The sequence below is a fragment of the Dyella solisilvae genome, assembly GCF_003351225.1.
GTDB classification, from domain to species: Bacteria; Pseudomonadota; Gammaproteobacteria; order Xanthomonadales; family Rhodanobacteraceae; genus Dyella; species Dyella solisilvae.
Genome location: NZ_QQSY01000007.1, coordinates 59669 through 75290, shown reverse-complemented (window position 1 = coordinate 75290; position 15622 = coordinate 59669). Strand labels below are relative to the sequence as shown.

11 protein-coding genes and 4 tRNA genes are annotated in these 15622 nt (G+C 64.9%); 3 read left to right on the top strand and 12 right to left on the bottom strand.

The window, feature by feature from the left end:
- The first annotated feature begins 42 nt into the window (after nucleotides 1-42).
- Nucleotides 43-825 carry an enoyl-ACP reductase FabI gene (locus tag DVT68_RS18505; protein ID WP_114826692.1) on the top strand — a complete coding sequence of 261 codons (783 nt, stop codon included), beginning with the start codon at nucleotides 43-45 and terminating at the stop codon, nucleotides 823-825.
- A gap of 72 nt (nucleotides 826-897) precedes the next feature.
- Here DVT68_RS18505 and DVT68_RS18500 read toward each other — a convergent pair whose 3' ends face one another.
- The 10 genes from DVT68_RS18500 to DVT68_RS18455 all read right to left on the bottom strand — a co-directional run bounded on the left by DVT68_RS18500 (nucleotide 898) and on the right by DVT68_RS18455 (nucleotide 12116).
- Complete coding sequence (locus DVT68_RS18500; RefSeq protein WP_114826691.1) at nucleotides 898-2802, bottom strand: SurA N-terminal domain-containing protein; 1905 nt, start codon at nucleotides 2800-2802, stop codon at nucleotides 898-900.
- Between the two features lie 88 nt (nucleotides 2803-2890).
- Nucleotides 2891-2967: transfer RNA gene (locus DVT68_RS18495), tRNA-Asp, on the bottom strand.
- A 9-nt stretch (nucleotides 2968-2976) separates the two neighbouring features.
- Nucleotides 2977-3051, bottom strand: a tRNA-Val gene (locus DVT68_RS18490).
- A gap of 20 nt (nucleotides 3052-3071) precedes the next feature.
- On the bottom strand, nucleotides 3072-3344 hold the full coding sequence (locus DVT68_RS18485) for an HU family DNA-binding protein (protein WP_019465590.1): 273 nt from the start codon (nucleotides 3342-3344) through the stop codon (nucleotides 3072-3074).
- 322 nt (nucleotides 3345-3666) lie between these two features.
- A complete protein-coding gene (lon, locus tag DVT68_RS18480; RefSeq protein WP_114826690.1) occupies nucleotides 3667-6171 on the bottom strand; it encodes an endopeptidase La in 2505 nt (834 codons plus the stop codon).
- Nucleotides 6172-6350: 179 nt separating this feature from the next.
- The gene (gene clpX / locus DVT68_RS18475) at nucleotides 6351-7646 is read right to left on the bottom strand and encodes an ATP-dependent Clp protease ATP-binding subunit ClpX (RefSeq protein ID WP_114826689.1); all 1296 of its coding nucleotides are present in this window, start codon (nucleotides 7644-7646) and stop codon (nucleotides 6351-6353) included.
- Between the two features lie 106 nt (nucleotides 7647-7752).
- A complete protein-coding gene (clpP, locus tag DVT68_RS18470) occupies nucleotides 7753-8382 on the bottom strand; it encodes an ATP-dependent Clp endopeptidase proteolytic subunit ClpP (RefSeq protein WP_114238563.1) in 630 nt (209 codons plus the stop codon).
- A 38-nt stretch (nucleotides 8383-8420) separates the two neighbouring features.
- A complete protein-coding gene (tig, locus tag DVT68_RS18465) occupies nucleotides 8421-9713 on the bottom strand; it encodes a trigger factor (RefSeq protein ID WP_114826688.1) in 1293 nt (430 codons plus the stop codon).
- A 77-nt stretch (nucleotides 9714-9790) separates the two neighbouring features.
- Nucleotides 9791-9876: transfer RNA gene (locus DVT68_RS18460), tRNA-Leu, on the bottom strand.
- A gap of 293 nt (nucleotides 9877-10169) precedes the next feature.
- Nucleotides 10170-12116: a formylglycine-generating enzyme family protein gene (locus DVT68_RS18455; RefSeq protein ID WP_114826687.1), complete on the bottom strand. Its 1947-nt coding sequence runs from the start codon at nucleotides 12114-12116 to the stop codon at nucleotides 10170-10172.
- 107 nt (nucleotides 12117-12223) lie between these two features.
- On the opposite strand from DVT68_RS18455, the gene rnd reads away from it, so the two are divergent.
- Both rnd and DVT68_RS18445 read left to right on the top strand, forming a co-directional pair.
- Nucleotides 12224-13342 carry a ribonuclease D gene (gene rnd / locus DVT68_RS18450; protein ID WP_114826686.1) on the top strand — a complete coding sequence of 373 codons (1119 nt, stop codon included), beginning with the start codon at nucleotides 12224-12226 and terminating at the stop codon, nucleotides 13340-13342.
- Between the two features lie 53 nt (nucleotides 13343-13395).
- A tRNA-Ala gene (locus DVT68_RS18445) sits at nucleotides 13396-13471 on the top strand.
- Between the two features lie 100 nt (nucleotides 13472-13571).
- Here DVT68_RS18445 and fabI read toward each other — a convergent pair.
- Both fabI and DVT68_RS18435 read right to left on the bottom strand, forming a co-directional pair.
- Nucleotides 13572-14354: an enoyl-ACP reductase FabI gene (fabI, locus tag DVT68_RS18440; RefSeq protein WP_114826685.1), complete on the bottom strand. Its 783-nt coding sequence runs from the start codon at nucleotides 14352-14354 to the stop codon at nucleotides 13572-13574.
- A gap of 87 nt (nucleotides 14355-14441) precedes the next feature.
- Nucleotides 14442-15620 carry an acetate/propionate family kinase gene (locus DVT68_RS18435; RefSeq protein WP_114826684.1) on the bottom strand — a complete coding sequence of 393 codons (1179 nt, stop codon included), beginning with the start codon at nucleotides 15618-15620 and terminating at the stop codon, nucleotides 14442-14444.
- Nucleotides 15621-15622 lie beyond the last annotated feature (2 nt).

Sequence of the window (15622 nt, the reverse complement as noted above, 5' to 3'; positions counted from 1 at the left end):
CTCGGGCGCCAGGTGGTCGGCGAGCCGGCCCGGGGAGGACGCATGGGATTCCTGCACGGCAAACGGGCCCTGATCGTCGGCATCGCCAGCCAACGCTCCATCGCCTGGGGCATCGCCAACGCCATGCACCGCGAAGGCGCGCAGCTCGCCTTCACCTACCAGAACGAGCGCCTCAAGGACCGCGTCGACGAGGCCGCCCATACCTTTGGCTCCAACATCGTCCTGCCCTGCGACGTGGCGGAGGACGCGCAGATCGAGCAATTGTTCGGCGCGCTGCATCGCCACTGGGACACCTTGGACGTGCTCGTGCACTCGGTGGGCTACGCGCCCCGCGAGGCGTTGCAGGGGGAATTCCTGGACCATCTCTCGCGCGAGAACTTCAGCGTCGCGCACGACATCTCCAGCTACAGCCTGGCCGCCCTGGCCAAGGCCGCGCGCCCGATGATGCGCGGACGTGGTGGCGCCATCCTCACGCTCAGCTACCTCGGCGCCGAGCGCGCCATGGAAAGTTACAACGTGATGGGCCTGGCCAAGGCGAGCCTGGAGGCGAATGTGCGCTACCTCGCCTTCAACCTGGGACCCGAGGGCACCCGGGTGAACGCTATCTCAGCTGGCCCGATCAAGACCCTCGCCGCCGCCGGCATCGCAAACTTCCGCCGGATGCTCGACCACGTCGAAGCCCATGCTCCACTGAGGCGCAGTGTAACTATCGACGAGGTGGGCAACGTCGGCGCCTTCCTGTGCTCGGATCTCGCATCAGCCATCACCGGGGAAATCACCCACGTGGATGCCGGGTACAGCATCCTGGGCATGACCGGCCCGTAACCAGGCGCACGCGGCCACAAAAAAAGGCGGCCTTGCGACCGCCTTCTTTCGCCTTCCCGCTCGTGGTCGAGCTTACATGCGCTCGACCGCGATCTTGATCTCGGTCTTGGCACGGAGGGCATCAATGAAGGCCTGCGTGGCCAGCACGCCGTATGCCTGCACCATCTGACCGCGCAATGCATCGCGCTGCTGTGCGTTGATCTTGGACATGTCGCCGTCCTGCACCTTGTCCACCGCCAGCAGCGTGTAGGTACCGTCCTGCATGGACACGCGTGCGAACTGCGGCTTGCCGTTCACCGGGTGCGGCAGCAGGAAGGCCTGCTCAAGCACTTCCTGCGCCGGCGCCTGCTGCATGCGCAGGGCCTCCGGAGCGTTCTGCACCGCGGCGCCCACCGAAGCGGCCACGGCCTGCATGTCTTCACCCTTCTGCAAGCGCGCGAGCAGCGCGTCGGCGCGCTTCTGCGCCTCGGCGGCGGTGCGCTCATCCAGGATCTTCTGACGCACCTGGTCGCGCACCTCGGCGAGCGGTCGGGCCGCAGCTGCCACGTGCTTGTCCACGCGCACTACCACAGCGTGGTTCGTGCCCAGGTCGATCAGGCCGGAATTGTTGCCCTGGCCGAGCACGTCGTCAGAGAAGGCCGCCTGCACCAGCTTGGGATTGGCCAGGATGCCCTCGCCGCCCTTGCGCGAGAACAGCGAGGTCGTCTGGATCGGCAGATTGAGGGCCTGCGCGGCCGGCTCCAGCGACGACGGATTCTGATAGGTCTGGTCGGTGAGCTTGCCGGCCAGCTCACTGAACTGACGGTCGCGCTCGTTGGCCTGATAGTCCTTGGCGATCTGGTCACGCACTTCGGCGAACGGCTTGGCCTCGCCGCTGCGCACGTCGCGCAGGAACAGCACGTGGTAGCCCTCGTCTGAAAGCACCGGCTTGGAAATCTGACCCTTCTCCAGGGCGAACAGCGCCGCATCGAAGGCGGGGTTGGTCACGCCCTTTTCCAGCCAGCCCAGGTCACCGCCTGCGCGCTTGGAACCCAGGTCGTCCGAATCCTGCTCGGCGAGCTTGGCGAAGTTGTCGGCGTTGGCTTCGCTGGCGATCTTCTCGGCCTTGGCGAGCGCGGCCTTCTGCTGGTCCGGCGTGGCGTTCTTCGGCACGTTGATCAGGATGTGCGACACCAGGCGCTGCTCGGGCTGGACGTAGCGCTGCTTCTGTTCCTCGTAGCGCTTCTTGAGCTCTTCCTCGCTCGGCTGCGCATCGATCTTGAGGTCGTTGCCGTTGACTTCGATGTACTTGAGCGACACCTGCTCCGGATTCATGAAGTCAGCCTGGTGCTCCTTGTAGAAGGCCTCCAGCTGGGCATCGGTCACTTCGGTATCGGTCAGGGCCGGGCGCGGCAACGCGAACCAGCGCAGGTCACGGCGCTGGTACAGCAGATTGAGGTAACGGTCCATGTCCGCGTCGGTGACGATCGCGCTGCCGATGATTGCCTGCGGAAGCAGGAACGGCTCGAGCTGCGCGCGCTGGTTGGCCTCGAACATGGCCGGCGACATGCCCTGCGCGGCGAGGATGGCGCGGTAGGTGGCCGGGTCGAACTGCCCGTTGACCTGGAAGTCCTGCGCCGTGGCGATGCGATCGCGCAGGGCCAGATCGGACACCCTCAGGCCCAGCGTCTCATTGGCCTGGCGCAGCAGTTGCTCGTTGATCAGCTGTTCGAGCACGCGACGCTTGTTTTCCGGGCGGTCGAACTGGGTCGGGTCGAACTGGTCGCCCAGGCGCTGCATCTGGTCGCGGCGAACCTGGTTCAGGCGATCCTGAAAATCGCGCTGGGTGATCTCGTGCTTGCCCACCATCGCCACGAACGTGTCGGTATGCGACGCGAAGTAGGACTGGATGCCAAACAACGACATAGCCAATACGGCAAGGCCAAGAATGACGATGGAAGGCCATCCGTGAAGCTTGTTGCGCAACGCCTGCAGCATGGTTTGGTCTCGACTATGTCGTTGTGTAGCGCAGCAAGTGCGCCGTGCTCAAACAGCAAGGGCGCCACGCGGGCGCCCTTGCGAACTCTGGCGGAGCGGACGGGACTCGAACCCGCGACCTCCGGCGTGACAGGCCAGCATTCTAACCGACTGAACTACCGCTCCGCATATTTCTGGTGGGTGCTGTAGGGATCGAACCTACGACCCTCGCCTTGTAAGGGCGACGCTCTACCGCTGAGCTAAGCACCCGAAACTAAGCAAGTAGCCGCTTAGTTTAGGGCATCCTTCAGGGTCTTGCCAGCCTTGAACGCCGGAACCTTCGAGGCCTTGATCTTGATCGTCTCGTTGGTGCGCGGGTTGCGGCCGGTACGAGCGGCGCGCTTGCGCACGGTGAAGGTGCCAAAGCCGACCACGGACACGTCGTCACCCTTCTTCAGCGCCTTCTGCACGGTCTCGAAGAAAGCTTCGAGAGCACGGCCGGCGTCAGCCTTGGTGAGTTCGGCCTTCTCGGCAATGGCATTGATCAGATCGGTTTTATTCATTGAGACACTCCCTTAAACGGTTAGGCAGCCCGCGTGGTCATTCTGGGACCAGGCGACGTCGCCGCGGCAAGCAGCCGGGACATCACCAAGCAACCCCGCATCACTGCGCATCTGCTCGGCGTCAGGCTGCGGTGCCGCCTTTATACCAGTGGCCCTGAGGGTCCGCAATGACAAGCAATACCAAGGCTTCCCACGGTTCAGCGTGTTTCGAAAACGCTTGCAATGCCCATGCTGAAACGCTATGCGCGGGAGACCATACCAGTACAAATCGGACACAAAAACGGGCGGTCGCCCGCCCGTTTTCGGTGACCCCTGTCACGGATCAATGGGGTCGCGCGTACGACTCCTGCGACTCGTCCTGAGCCTCCTCACGGGGCGCCTCGACTTCGGGCTTGTCATTGCTCTCGCTCGCCTGCAACGGCTGCAGCGGACGCTCCAGTGCAATATCCAGCACCTCGTCGATCCAGCGCACGGGATGGATGTCGAGCGAGCCGGTGATGTTGTCCGGAATATCCGCCAGATCCTTCTTGTTTTCTTCCGGAATGATCACCGTGGTGATGCCGCCGCGATGCGCCGCCAGCAGCTTCTCCTTGAGCCCGCCAATCGGCAGCACGCGGCCGCGCAGGGTGATCTCGCCGGTCATCGCGACTTCCGAGCGCACCGGCACCTTGGTCAGGGCCGACACCAGCGCGGTGCACATGGCGATGCCTGCGCTGGGGCCATCCTTGGGCGTGGCGCCTTCCGGCACGTGGATGTGGATGTCGAATTTCTGGTGGAACTCTGGATCGATGCCGAGCCGATCGGCGCGGGCGCGCACGACCGATAGCGCCGCCTGGATCGACTCCTTCATCACGTCGCCGAGCTGCCCGGTGTTCACCAGGCGGCCCTTGCCCGGCACCACCGACGCTTCGATGCTCAGCAGGTCGCCGCCGACCTGGGTCCACGCGAGGCCGGTCACCAGACCGACCTCGTTCTGCAGTTCCTTGCGACCGAAGTCGAAACGACGCACGCCCAGGTACTGCTCGAGGTTGGCCGAGGTGACCTTGACCGCCTTCTTCGCTTTGGCCGTCTTTGCGGCCGACGTCTTCTTCGCCGCGACCTTCTTGCTGCTCACCTCGGCCAGGGTCAGCTCCTTCACCACCTTGCGGCAGATCTTGGAAATCTCGCGCTCGAGGTTGCGCACGCCGGACTCGCGCGTGTAGTAGCGCACGATGTCGCGAACGGAGCCCTCGTCGACGCTCAACTCTTCAGGCTTGAGGCCGTTGGCCTTCAGCTGCTTGGGCACAAGGTACTTCTGGGCGATGCCCAGCTTCTCGTCCTCGGTGTAACCCGGGATGCGAATGACCTCCATGCGGTCCAGCAGTGGCCCTGGGATGTTCAGCGAGTTGGCCGTGGCGATCCACATCACCTCGGACAGGTCCAGGTCGACCTCGAGGTAATGGTCGTTGAAGGCATGGTTCTGCTCGGGGTCGAGCACTTCCAGCAATGCCGACGACGGATCACCACGGAAGTCCATCGACATCTTGTCGATTTCGTCCAGCACGAACAGCGGGTTCTTCGTGCTCACCTTGTTGAGGTTCTGCACGATGCGACCCGGCATCGAGCCGATGTAGGTGCGACGGTGGCCGCGGATCTCGGCCTCGTCGCGCACGCCGCCCAGGCTCATGCGAACGAACTTACGGTTGGTCGCCTTCGCGATCGACTGGCCGAGCGAGGTCTTGCCCACGCCCGGCGGGCCGACCAGGCACAGGATCGGGCCGCGCATGGTGTTCACGCGCTGCTGCACGGCGAGGTATTCGAGGATGCGCTCCTTGACCTTCTCCAGGCCAAAGTGGTCAGCATCGAGCACGTCCTGCGCCAGCTGCAGATCCTTGCGCACTTTGGTCTTCTTCTTCCACGGCACGCCCACCAGCCAGTCGAGGTAGTTGCGCACCACGGTCGCCTCGGCCGACATCGGCGACATCTGGCGCAGCTTGCCAAATTCGGCGCGCGCCTTCGCCAGCACCGCCTTGGGCATGCCGGCGTTGTCGATCTTCTTCTGCAGCTCCTCGATTTCGTTCGGGCCTTCCTCGCTCTCGCCGAGCTCCTTCTGGATGGCCTTCATCTGCTCGTTGAGGTAGTACTCGCGCTGGCTCTTCTCCATCTGCGACTTCACGCGGCCGCGGATGCGCTTTTCCACCTGCTGCAGATCCATCTCACCGTCGACCAGTCCGATCAGCAGCTCCAGGCGCTGGCCCACGTCGGACGTTTCAAGCACCTTCTGCTTGTCGGCCATGCGCACGGAAAGATGCGCCGCAATGGAGTCGGCCACGCGCGAGGGATCGTCGATGCCGGACAAGGTGGCGAGCACCTCGGGCGGCAGCTTGCGACTCTGCTTGACGAGCTGCTCGAACAGGGAGATCAGCGTGCGCGACACCACGTCGAGCTCGCGCTCCTTGTTGCTGTATACCGGCTCGATCACGCGCGAGGTGGCGGTAAGCATGCCGCCATCCTCGTCGTAGTTCTCGATGATCACGCGCGACTGGCCCTCGACCAGCACTTTCACGGTGCCGTCGGGAAGCTTTAGCAGCTGCAATACGCCAGCCAGCGTGCCGATTTCGTGCAGGTCGCCGATCTTCGGATCGTCGATGTCCGGGCTCTTCTGCGCCACCAGCAGGATCTGGCGCTCGCCCTCCATCGCGCGCTCAAGCGCGCGCATGGATTTGTCACGCCCGACGAAAAGCGGAATGACCATGTGGGGATAGACCACCACGTCACGCAGCGGCAGCACTGGCAGGGCGTCCAGCAGAGCTCCGGTGACTTGGGGGTTGGGGGCGTTCTTTGCCATCGAAGAGAATCTCTCAGGGATGAATAGCGTCTTTTGCCCCGACACTGCGCCGGGGGCATCTGTACGTCAAGTGGTGGCAATCGGCCAAAGGCACAAGTGCATGACGGGCCGCACAAACGAAATGGCCCCGGCAGCGCTGCCGGGGCCATGACAAGATTGCGAGCAGCGCAGTAACCCGCTCAGGCGGCGTCACTGCCCTCGCCTGCTGCGCGCGGCTGCTTGAGATTGCCGCGATAGATCAGGTACGGCTCGGCCTGTCCTTCGATGACGGCGTCGTCCACCACCACCTTGCTCACGTGCTCCAGCGACGGCAGCTCGTACATGGTGTCCAGCAGCACTTGTTCGAGAATGGTGCGCAGGCCACGCGCGCCGGTCTTGCGCTTGAGCGCCTTGCGGGCGATCGCCTGCAGGGCCTCAGGGCGGAACTCGAGTTCCACGCCTTCCATCTCGAACAGCTTCTTGAACTGCTTGGTGACGGCGTTCTTCGGCTCGGTGAGAATCTTGACCAGCGCTGGCTCATCCAGCTCATCGAGCGTCGCGACCACCGGCAGGCGGCCAACGAACTCGGGGATCAGGCCGTAGCGGACCAGATCGGACGGCTCCACTTCCGCCAGCAGCTTACCCAGGTTCTCCTTGCGCTCCTTGCTGCGGACTTCGGCCGAGAAGCCGATGCCCACCGTCTCGGAACGCTGCTGGATCACCTTTTCCAGGCCGGCGAACGCGCCACCGCAGATGAACAGGATGTTCTTGGTATCGACCTGCAGGAATTCCTGCTGCGGATGCTTGCGGCCACCCTGCGGCGGCACCGAGGCCAGCGTGCCTTCGATCAGCTTCAGCAATGCCTGCTGCACGCCTTCGCCGGACACGTCGCGGGTGATCGATGGGTTCTCGCTCTTGCGCGAGATCTTGTCGATTTCGTCGATGTAGACGATGCCCGACTGCGCCTTGTCGACGTCGTAGTCGCACTTCTGCAGCAGCTTCTGGATGATGTTTTCCACATCCTCGCCCACGTAACCCGCCTCGGTGAGGGTGGTGGCGTCGGCGATGGTGAACGGCACGTTGAGCAGGCGCGCCAGGGTCTCGGCCAGCAGGGTCTTGCCCGAGCCGGTGGGACCGATCAGCAGGATGTTGGACTTGCCCAATTCGACGTCGTCGCTCTTCTGGCGCGACTCCATGCGCTTGTAGTGGTTGTACACGGCCACCGCCAGCGCCTTCTTGGCGCGGGTCTGGCCCACCACGTACTGATCGAGCGTCTCCATGATCTCGCGGGGCTTGGGCAGTTGGCTGCGCCCGGAGGCCGCCTTCTCCTCCAGTTCCTCGCGGATGATGTCGTTGCACAGCTCTACGCACTCGTCGCAGATGAACACGGAGGGGCCCGCGATCAGCTTGCGCACTTCATGCTGGCTCTTGCCGCAGAAGGAGCAGTAGAGAATCTTGCCGCTGTCGTTGGAACGGCCCTGCCGATCGTCGCTCATGCCTGGATCCTGCTAGTAAATCGATTGCGGTTTGAGAATAGCACAGCGTTCCGCGTCTGCAGCGAGACGCGGAACGACTTGCAAACCCGGTACCAGGTACCTGAAATCAGGCCGATTTCACCGATTCGACGGCACGGCGGTCCAGGACCTGGTCGATCAGACCATACTCCTTGGCCGCCTCGGCGCTCATGAAGCGGTCGCGCTCCATGTCCCGCTCGATCTTGTCGAGGGGCTGGCCGGTATGCTGAACATAGATATCGTTCAGGCGACGACGCAGGTACAGGATCTCCTGGGCCTGGATCTCGATGTCCGTGGCCTGGCCGCGGGCGCCGCCCGACGGCTGGTGGATCATCACGCGTGAGTTCGGCAGCGAGTAACGCTTGCCCTTGGCGCCAGCCATCAGCAGCAGCGAGGCCGCACTGCAGGCTTGGCCGATGCACATGGTGCTGACGTCCGGCTTGATGAACTGCATGGTGTCGTAAATCGCCAGCCCGGCGGTAACGGCGCCGCCCGGGCTGTTGATGTACAGATGGATGTCCTTGTCCGGGTTCTCCGATTCAAGGAACAGCATCTGCGCGACCAGCAGGTTGGCCACCTGATCGTTCACCTCGCCCACGAGGAAGATCACGCGCTCCTTGAGGAGGCGCGAATAGATGTCGTACGAACGTTCGCCTCGGGCGGTCTGCTCGACGACGATCGGTACCAGGTTGAGGTTCTGGATCGGGTCCATGGCCATGCTTTGTCGCTCTCCGGTTGATTGGCCTGAAGGATGCCTCAGGCGCTGACCGGGCGCATCACCTCGTCAAAGCCCAGATTCTGCACGGTGGTCGTGGCGTGATCGGCCACCCACTCTGCGACCTGGTCTTCCATCACGCGGTTCTGCAGCCCGGACATCAGTTGGGGGTCACGGTTGTAGAGTTCAATGACCTTCTCCGGTTCCTCGTAGGTCGAGGCGATCGCGGCCAGCTGTTCAGCCACGCGGCTACGGTCGATGGCCAGGGACTGCTTGCGGGCGATCTCGCCCATCAGCAGGCCGGCAATGACGCGCTTGCGGGCGATCGGCGCGGCGGCCTCGACCAGCTGCGGCGGAACCTGCTGGCCGCGCGGCACGCTGCCCTGGGCCAGGCCGTGGGCCTCGGACTGCACCATCACATTGGGCACGTCCAGTTCGGGATAGGCGTTGGCCAGCTTCTCGGCCACTTCGGACTTCAGGCGGGCCATCAGGGTGGCCTTCAGCTCGCGCTCGAGGTTGGCCCGCACTTCCTTGCGGAAATGCTCCAGGTCACCGTCGACAATGCCGAACAGCTTGGCGAACTCGGCGTCCACTTCCGGCAGCTTCGGCTCCTGCACCTTGATGATCTTGAACTGGCACTGCGTGGTCTTGCCGGCCAGGTTCTCGTTGCGGAAATCCGCCGGGAACTCGACATCGGCGGCGAACTCGTCGTCCGCCTTGCGGCCGGTGAGGACTTCGTCCAGCGCCTTGAACAGGTTGCCCGAGCCCAGCACGCTGCCGGCGCGCTCCAGGCCTTCGGCCGGGAAGCGATAGTCACCGGCCTGCGCCGAGTACTCGAACATCACGAAGTCGCCCTCGACCGAGGCGCGCTCGACGGGGTCGAAGCTGCGGCGCTGGGTGCGCAGGGTCTCGATCATCTTCTCGATGTCGGCATCGTTCACGTCGGCCACCGGGCGGGTGACCTCGAGCTTGGCGACGTCGATCTCGGGGAATTCCGGCATCACCTCGAAGGTGGCGGTGTAGGCGATCTCGCCATCTTCCGGGCGGCCGGTCGTGTTGATCGACGGGTTGGCGATCGGGCGCAGGTTCTCCTGGGCCACCGCCTCACGCAGCGTGCTGCCGATCAGGTCGGAAAGCACCTCGCCACGCACCTGGTCGCCGAAGCGCTGCTGGATCACCGTGGTCGGCACCTTGCCCGGACGGAAGCCCTTCAGGCGCACCGTGCGACCCATCTCGGCGATGCGGGCGCTCACCTGCGACTCGAAACGCTCCGCGGGGAACTTCACCGTGAGCTTGCGCTCGAGCTTGCCGACGTTTTCAACCGAAACCTGCATGACGTCTCCTGGAATACCGAAAAGTGCGCCCGTCAAAGGCGCATGGCGGCCCCCGGCCGCCTTCAAAAACAAAGGGATGGTGCGAAAGGTGGGACTCGAACCCACACGGGGGTTACCCGCCAGAACCTAAATCTGGTGCGTCTACCAATTCCGCCACTTTCGCATCAGAACAACTCTGAGGAAACTCCCGCAAGCATCGGATTTCCAAGGGAATTGACAGACGAAATCTGTCTCCATGCCCCGCCCCGCCAGCCTCCGGGCACTCCGCCCTAAGTCGATGATTCCCTTACACGAAAGCGAGTCATTTTACGGTTCGTCCGGGCGGCAGCACAAGCGGGGGTGAGAGGGTCTCAGGGACCCCGCGACCGCGTCCAGAATCAGCCGGAGCGGCCGCCGTACGCAATCGCCACAACCGATGGCGAGGTCATGGGCAGGATGTGCTGCAAGCGGGCCTTTTCAGAGTTCGCGCAGCACGCGGAAGCCGACGCGTCCACTGCGCACGCTGGCGTCCACCCCTTGGCGGTAGGCCGAGCGCACCTGGTCCGGCGAGCTGCCCCAGGAGCCGCCGCGCACGACCCTCACGCTGCAGCCGGGGTTGACCCAAGCGCTGCCGTCGCGGGGGGCGCGCAGGTAGCTCTCATGCCAGCAGTCCTGCACCCATTCGGAGACGTTGCCGCCCATGTCGTACAGGCCGAACGGATTGGGCGAAAAGCTCATCACCGGCGCCGGACCCCAGTAGCCGTCGCGGTAGCCGGGGAAGGCGTTGCTCCAGCGGCGGCCGCTGGGCGAACGATCGTTGCCGCCAGTGAGGTTTTCCACCTTGCCGGTCGGGTTGCCGTCACCCCACCAGTAGCGGCTGCCGGTCCCACCGCGCAGGGCGTATTCGAACTCGGCTTCGCTGGGCAGCCGAAAGGTCTTGCCGGTGCGCTGGCTGAGCCAGTCGGCATAGGCCTTGGCGTCGTTCCAGGACACGTTCACCACCGGCAGCCGGCTGTCGGCGTTGTGGCCGACGTAATCGTCCTGCCAGGTGGCGTTGCTGTCGTCGCGCATCGCCCCGGTGCCTTCGTCGTAGACGCTGGCGCCGCCGAGCTTCACCGAGTCGGGCTGGTAACCGCTGGCGCGGACAAACTCGCGGAACTGCCCGACCGTGATGGCCGTGCGCGATAGCGCGAATCCCTTGCTGATGGCGACCTGGTGCTGCGGGGTCTCGGCATCCTGGCGGCCGGCTTCCTCGTCCGGCGCGCCCATCTGGAACGTGCCAGTCGGCACCACCACCATCGACGGGCCCTGGCCGGGCATGTCGAGGAAGCGGTCGGTGAAGACCTGGCCCGGCTTGTAGTTGGCGTAGAGCCGGGCGTTGTTCAATCGATCGCCGAATTCCGTCAGGCCGGCGAGCTCGGGGCTGATGCCTTTGGCCTGGTCGGCCAGTTGCTGGGCAAGAGTGAGGTTGCCCGCATCCAGCGCCGAGCGGGCCTGGGTCAGGATGCCTGTCGCCCGCGCCTGGCGCATGCCATCCACACGCGTGTGCACATCGCGCAGCGCCTGCGAGTCGGGCAGTACCTGGGCGGCCTCGGCCAGCGCCTGGTCAGCCCCCTTGAAATCGTTCTGTGCAACGGCGGCGAGCGCGCGATCGAGCACCGCGCGCTGCACCTGCAGAACTCCCTGGGCAGCAACCGCATTGTCCGGATCCAGCTGCTGCACCTGCCGATACAACTCCAGCGCGTTATCCCCCGCCGGCTGGTCAACCTTGCCCTGCTGCAACAGAGTCGCGGCCTTGGCCAGCAGCGGACGCACCTGCGTCAGGGTTTTCAGCTTGGCGAGCAGCTGATTCACGTCGTCCGTCGAATCAGGAATTCCCTTGAGCGCTTCCAGCAGCTCACCGACCGACTCGGCATCGCCCACCGCGAGGTCCTGGTTGATTTCGGCAACGAGCCGCTGACGAACGTCAAACAGGCCCTCGGCAGCGCGACGACTGTCCGGCTTGTCCTTCAGGGCGAGCTCGAACAATGCGGCGGCGCTGTTGACATCGCCGGCCAGCTGGCCGGCGTGCAACGCCTTGCTGGCGCGCGTGAGCAAAGCCTCGACCTCGGGCGTGTCGGCGCTGAGCTGTTCGGGAAGGTTCTCGTTCTTCTTGCCCAGTCGCGCCACGATCACTTCGCTGGGCGCCAGGGTCACCGGCGGACCGGCGTCGATTTCAGCCAACGCCGGCGCAGACGGCAACCGCTGGTTGGGGGCGCCACTCGTCACCGGGCCGAGGTTCATCGCGCGCTTGGTGGTGACCGCCGACGGCTCGACGTGGAAGACCCGCGGAAAGAAGTGATAAACCAACGCCATGCCGAGCACGACGACGCCAAGGGTCCCACCCACGGCACGCTGTCGTCGTACGGTTTCCTTGCTCGGCATGTTGGGCGTCCTTGGGCGGCCTGTTATCGTGCTGCGCCTAACCATAGGCACAAACCGATGTCAGGACAATGCGCGAGCTCGCGTCCCCGGCATCTCCAGGAACACGCATGCAAGCACACGCCAACCCGGCTCCCGACGCCAGCTGGATCGAACATCGCGACGCCCTCGAAGCATGGCTGGCGACGCTGCCCGCCAACGCGGCGCTCGGCTTCGACACCGAGTTCATGCGCCGGAACACCTTCTATCCCCAGCTAGCCCTTGTCCAGCTTGGCTGGAATGGGCGCTATGCACTGGTCGACCCACTGGCGTTTTCCATCGGCGATGCGTTGCAGCCGCTGCTGGGCAACGGCGATGCCGTCACCGTGATGCACAGCGCAAGCGAAGACCTCGAAGCGCTGTCGCCGCTGCTGCCCCACGGACCGCGACGCCTGTTCGACACTCAGATTGCCGCGGCCTTCGTCGGCATGGGACTGGGTATCAGCTATCGCGCATTGGTGGCCGAACTGGCCGGCGCGGAACTGGACAAGGGCGAGACACGCTCGGACTGGCTGCAGCGTCCGCTGACCGCATCGCAGCGTGCGTATGCCACGCTCGACGTGGTCTACCTCAAGACCGTCCACGAACAACTGGCCGAACGCCTGGAGCAACGCGACCGCACCGCATGGCATGCGGAAGACTGCGAGCGCCTCAAGCAGCGCGCCTGTTATCGCGAGGGAGACCCGCAACCGCAGCGTGGCTTCCGCGGCGCCGCCGAGTGGCGACCGGAACAGCGCGCCCTGCTTCGCCGCGTACTGCTGTGGCGAGACCATGCCGCGCGCACGCTCGACCGTCCGCGCCCGTGGCTATTGGAGGACGCCGCCGCGATGAGCCTCGTGCAGCAGCGCCCCGCCTCTGCCAGCGAGTTGGATCAGCGCACGCGCGGCCAGCGCGCACTGCGTTCGGCGCAGCGCGAGGAACTGTTCGAGCAGCTGCGCCGGCCGCTGGATGCGGAGGAAATCAGCGGCGCCGCGAGCATCCTGGAGACACCGCAGGGCGAGGCCAAAAAGGCGCTGGCGGCGATGAAGGACCTCGTCGACCGGCGGGCCAGCGAACTCGACCTTCCCCCCGGCCTGCTGTGCCCGCGCAAGGCGCTGGAGGAATACGTGGTGACGGCCCAGTGGCCGGACTTTCTCGAGGGCTGGCGGCGCGGCGTGCTGCAAGACGATTTGGCCCGCTTGCTGCCCTGAGGACGGGGGCTTGGCGAACGCCACGAGCCGCTGGTAATATTTGCGGCTCGTGTGGGGCGGTAGCTCAGCTGGGAGAGCGTCGCGTTCGCAATGCGAAGGTCGGGAGTTCGATCCTCCTCCGCTCCACCAATCATTCCAGACCTGACAGCGCTTGCCCGTCACCGGCCAGGCGCTGTTTTGTTTTGGGCGCCAGGCTGGCTCCGGACACTGGCTCTCGGCAAATGCGGGTTCACGCCATGATGTTCACGCCGCCGTCGATGTAGAGCGTCTCACCGGAAACGCGTCGCGCGTACCGCGTCGCCAGGAACGCGCAGGTGAAGCCGACATCCATGATGTCCACCAGCTCGCCCAGCGGGGCGCGTTGCGACGCCTTGCTCAACAGCAGGTCAAAATCCTTGAGGCCGCTGGCGGCGCGCGTCTTGAGCGGACCGGGCGACACGGCATGCACGCGGATGCCAAGGTGCCCGAGTTCGTAGGCGAGGTAGCGAGCGCAGGATTCGAGCGCGGCCTTTACCGGACCCATCACGCTGTAGTTGGGCACCACCTTGTTAGCGCCGTAGTAGCTCATGGTCAACAGCGTGCCGCCGTCCTTCATCAGCGGCGCCGCCAATCGGGCCATGCGCACGAAGGAGTGGCAGGAGATGTCCATGGCCGCGCCGAATCCTTCGCTGGAGCATTGCAGCAGGCCGCCCTCGAGGTCGGCTTTCGGCGCCCAGGCGATGGAGTGCACGACGATGTCCAGCTTTCCCCACTCGCTCGCGATGCGCTCGAACACGGCTTCCAGTTCGCCGGGCCGCGCCACGTCGAGTGGCAGGAACAGTGGCGCCTGCAGTTCGGTGGCGAGCGGCTCGACATGCGGTCGCGCCTTGTCGTTCAAGTAGGTGATGGCCAACTCGGCGCCCAGTTCATGAAAGGCCTTGGCGCATCCGTAGGCAATCGAGTGCTCGTTGGCGATCCCGGTGACCAACGCCTTGGCGCCCTTCAGGATCGGTCGCGATGTTTCACTGGACATCACATGTCTCCTCTAGCCTGCCTGCGACTGACGTGACGGATCCAACTGAGTCCCTTCGATGGCCGCCCGTGCGCACCCTTTCCTTGCCTAGCCCATCAACGCCATGGTCTGGCGCGCGATCATCGACTCTTCGTCGGTCGGTATGACCCACCCGCCGACGCGGCTACCCGGCTTGCTGATGCACGGACCGCCAGCCTCGTTGGCGACGTCGTCGAGATCGAGGCCACACCATCCGACCAGCGACGCCACGCGCTTGCGAACGGCTGACGCGTTCTCGCCGATGCCCGCGGTGAATACCAGCGCGTCGATGCCGCCCATGGCGGCGACCAGTGAGCCCAGCTCCCTCGCGATCCGGTAAACGAAGAGGTCGACCGCGGCGCGCGCGTTCGCGTCGTCGCTGTGGAGCAATTCGCGCATATCGCTGGACACGCCGGACACGCCGAGCAGGCCGGACTGCCGATAGATCAGGTCGGCCACGCCTCGGGTGTCCATGCCCAACGCATCGATCAGATACAGGATCACGCCCGGGTCCAGATTGCCGCAGCGCGTTCCCATCGGCAGCCCATCCACTGCGGTGAAGCCCATGGTGCTGGCCACGCTTCTCCCCCCGACCATCGCGCACATGCTGGCGCCATTGCCAAGATGCGCCACCACGGTGCGCCCCGCGGCCGCGACCGGGGAGTAATCGGCGAGCACGCTCGCGATGTATTCGTACGACAACCCGTGAAACCCATAACGCCGTACGCCCAGATCCGTGATGGACGCCGGCAGTGCGTAGGCCTGCGCAACCTCCGGCTGGTTCCGATGGAACGCCGTGTCGAAGCACGCCACCTGCGGCAACTCCGGACGCCGCCGGTGGATGATGCGGATGGGCGCCAGGTTGTGCGGCTGGTGCAGTGGCGCGAGCGGCGAAAGTTTGTCCAGTTCGTCGACCACTGCCGGGGTCGCCAGAACAGCGGAAGTGAAATGTTGGCCACCATGCACGACCCGGTGGCCCACCGCGACGACGCTGTAGCCTTCGCCATGACCGCGCAGGAAATCGCCAATGTGCGCGATGGCCCCCTCATGCCCCAGTTCGCCGCCGTCCGGTGGCTGCAGCTCGGTGCGAGTGACCTCCCCTTGCGGGTCCACCACGCGGAAGCTGGCCTTGGTATACAGGCCGTCCACCTGGCCACGCATCGCGAGCTTCATACCTGCACCCACCTCGAACACCCTGAACTTGATGCTCGAGGAACCCGCGTTCAACACCAGAATGATGTCGATCATGC

Excerpts from the sequence above, each read along its gene's own strand:
- lon (WP_114826690.1), bottom strand. The coding sequence starts at position 6,171 with ATGGCAAAGAACGCCCCCAACCCCCAAGTCACCGGAGCTCTGCTGGAC.
- DVT68_RS18505 (WP_114826692.1), top strand. The coding sequence starts at position 43 with ATGGGATTCCTGCACGGCAAACGGGCCCTGATCGTCGGCATCGCCAGC.
- rnd (WP_114826686.1), top strand. The coding sequence starts at position 12,224 with ATGCAAGCACACGCCAACCCGGCTCCCGACGCCAGCTGGATCGAACAT.
- clpX (WP_114826689.1), bottom strand. The coding sequence starts at position 7,646 with ATGAGCGACGATCGGCAGGGCCGTTCCAACGACAGCGGCAAGATTCTC.
- DVT68_RS18435 (WP_114826684.1), bottom strand. The coding sequence starts at position 15,620 with ATGATCGACATCATTCTGGTGTTGAACGCGGGTTCCTCGAGCATCAAG.
- DVT68_RS18485 (WP_019465590.1), bottom strand. The coding sequence starts at position 3,344 with ATGAATAAAACCGATCTGATCAATGCCATTGCCGAGAAGGCCGAACTC.
- fabI (WP_114826685.1), bottom strand. The coding sequence starts at position 14,354 with ATGTCCAGTGAAACATCGCGACCGATCCTGAAGGGCGCCAAGGCGTTG.
- DVT68_RS18455 (WP_114826687.1), bottom strand. The coding sequence starts at position 12,116 with ATGCCGAGCAAGGAAACCGTACGACGACAGCGTGCCGTGGGTGGGACC.
- tig (WP_114826688.1), bottom strand. The coding sequence starts at position 9,713 with ATGCAGGTTTCGGTTGAAAACGTCGGCAAGCTCGAGCGCAAGCTCACG.
- clpP (WP_114238563.1), bottom strand. The coding sequence starts at position 8,382 with ATGGCCATGGACCCGATCCAGAACCTCAACCTGGTACCGATCGTCGTC.
- DVT68_RS18500 (WP_114826691.1), bottom strand. The coding sequence starts at position 2,802 with ATGCTGCAGGCGTTGCGCAACAAGCTTCACGGATGGCCTTCCATCGTC.